Source organism: Methylobacterium sp. WL18 (assembly GCF_008040015.1).
In the GTDB taxonomy this organism is placed as follows: Bacteria; Pseudomonadota; Alphaproteobacteria; order Rhizobiales; family Beijerinckiaceae; genus Methylobacterium; species Methylobacterium mesophilicum.
The window spans coordinates 1-2,121 of sequence record NZ_VRVD01000732.1 but is presented as its reverse complement, the minus strand read 5'-3'; the positions used below and the strand labels follow the sequence as shown (position 1 = coordinate 2,121).

The window sequence follows — 2,121 nt, the reverse complement described above, 5'->3', positions numbered from 1 at the left end:
GGTGGCGCGCCGCCAGGACGACCTGGGCGAAGCCGAGGCCGGCCCCGGCCCGCATCAGGGTCCAGTAGGCCATCTGGTCGTCGCAGCGGATCGGGAAATCCGTGCGCGTCGCCCGGAGCCCGTGGGCGGCATAGGCCCGCAACAGGGCGTCGCTGCGGTCGAAGCCGAGGACGTCGTGCGCGTCGAGGTCCGCCACCGTGCGGGGCCGACCCCGGCGCTCGAAGAGCCGCGCGTGCCGAACAGGCCGAGCGGCGCCTCCCCGAGCCTGCGGGCGATCCGCGCAATCTGGGTCGGGTCGAACCTCCCGCGTCCGATGTCCAGGCCGCGGGTCAGGCCCGGCGGCGCTGGCCCGACAGCGTATCGTTGGCGACGGCGCGGGGCGCCTCGGACTGGATGTTCACCATCGGCTTGTGCGCGGCGGCGGGATGCCGGCTGCGCAGGGCGGCGAGGAGGAGGCCGGCGAAGACCGCAGCGCTTCCGGCGCCGAACGGACCCAGGAGGAGCGCGCCGAGGCCGAACCAAGGCCATGCGCCGACACAGGTCAGGATGCCACCCGCCAGGGTGGCCAGAACCAGAACGAACACTTCGCCCCCGTATTCATTTTCGAACGCGCCGCCGACGCGCCAGTCGCATAGATTACCGCCGCACAGGTCATCCCGGCAACCCCGGTATTTTTGCAGGACACGCGACGAAAACCGCTCGCTCCATGTCCAATACGCAGATCGGACGCGGGTGATTGCAGCGAAAGCACGGATCGACCAATAAAGTATCGCGCTCGATTTCGGGGTGCCTCAAGACTTTTGCTAGACCTGTGCTCGGTGTCCAATGGGCGCCGAGCCACCGCATACGCGAAGGTCTGTCTCGATCGCGTGCAGTCCCGGACCTGTCGCTCTGCTCTGGAGGCCTGCGCCGGCGCCATCGACAGCGCTGCCGCTCTCGGGCGCCGCGGGCATCGCCGGGACCCGAAAGAACCACCGTCGATGGCATCGAAGGGCCGTCGACGGTGGGGGATCTCGCTCAGCCGATGTGGCCGGATCCCTGCGCAACACCCGGTCCCGCAAGGGAATTTCGCCCTCGCGCGCCGTCGCGGTGCCGCGCGGGGCAGGCCGGGTCTCGCCTGGGACGCGGCGCGACCGTCGCGGCCTCGTCGCCCACGATGACAACGTGCGAAATATTTAAAGATCACCCGAGATCGTGCGTGACGTCCCGCATGGGTTGTGTCTGATGCCAATAGACACAACCCATAGGGTGCCCTGTGAGACCGAACCCGATCCGCCCCGGGGTTTTGCCGTCGGCCGACGCCGCGCCCGCCCGAGGATTCGGCGGCGGTCGCGGGCGGAGCGTCACCGGGTCGAACGGCACTGCGCGCGACGGTTCCGGGCCCCGGGGTAGCGGCACTCCGCATGCCGGCGCGATCGCCAGGCCCGGTCGCCCAACGCGATGCCGACCGGTGAGCCCGCATGCCTGCGCGCGGCTGGCGCTGGCCGGTGCCGTGCTTCTGGGACTCTCGGGCGCCGCCTGCGCCCGGGATGTCCGCGAGCCGGACGAATCGACCCTGGACCGGCACGGCCATTACCGCAGCCGCGACGGCTCCGAGGTGCATCGCCCGGCCAAGACCCGCGACGGCGGCAAGCCGGCCGGCGCCACGGCCAAGTGCCGCGACGACACCTGGAGCTTCAGCCACACACGGCGCGGCACCTGCTCCGGCCACGGCGGCGTGGCGCGGTGGGAGGGGTGAGGCCAGGGCGCCAAAAATCGGCCTAAAATCCGAACCTAGGATTTTATAGATTGACACCGTCGCGCTCCTCGGCTACGAGACGGGCACGGTCGAGAAGTGTGCGGAGCGGCGGCGATGCGGTCCTTCGATGCGCTTCCCGCGGAGCGGCGCGCCCTGGCCGAGCAGCTCCTGCGCGAGACCGCGTTGACGCTCGACGAGATCGGCGCCCGCACCGGCGTCAAGCCGGCCACGATCTCCACCTGGAACGCCCGGTCCGGCTGGCTGAGGCCGCGGCGCTGGCGGCAGGACCTGGTGACGCGCTGGCCGGAGTCGCGCCGGGCGGCGCTCACCCGCCTCATCGGCGCGGCGCAGAACGATCCCGGCGACGTCGCCGAGGCGGTCGG

At 71.2% G+C, this 2,121-nt stretch carries 2 protein-coding genes and 2 pseudogenes; 2 read left to right on the top strand and 2 right to left on the bottom strand.

Annotated features, from left to right (window positions below; all coding sequences use genetic code 11):
* Positions 1-196, bottom strand: a pseudogene (locus FV228_RS27630) (LysR family transcriptional regulator); the annotation flags it as partial.
* A 133-nt stretch (positions 197-329) separates the two neighbouring features.
* Positions 330-584 carry a hypothetical protein gene (locus FV228_RS33500; RefSeq protein ID WP_147898984.1) on the bottom strand — a complete coding sequence of 85 codons (255 nt, stop codon included), beginning with the start codon at positions 582-584 and terminating at the stop codon, positions 330-332.
* Positions 585-1,450: 866 nt separating this feature from the next.
* On the opposite strand from FV228_RS33500, the gene FV228_RS27625 reads away from it, so the two are divergent.
* Positions 1,451-1,738 carry a DUF3761 domain-containing protein gene (locus tag FV228_RS27625; RefSeq protein ID WP_147857426.1) on the top strand — a complete coding sequence of 96 codons (288 nt, stop codon included), beginning with the start codon at positions 1,451-1,453 and terminating at the stop codon, positions 1,736-1,738.
* Between the two features lie 114 nt (positions 1,739-1,852).
* A pseudogene (locus FV228_RS27620) lies at positions 1,853-2,121 on the top strand (hypothetical protein); the annotation flags it as partial.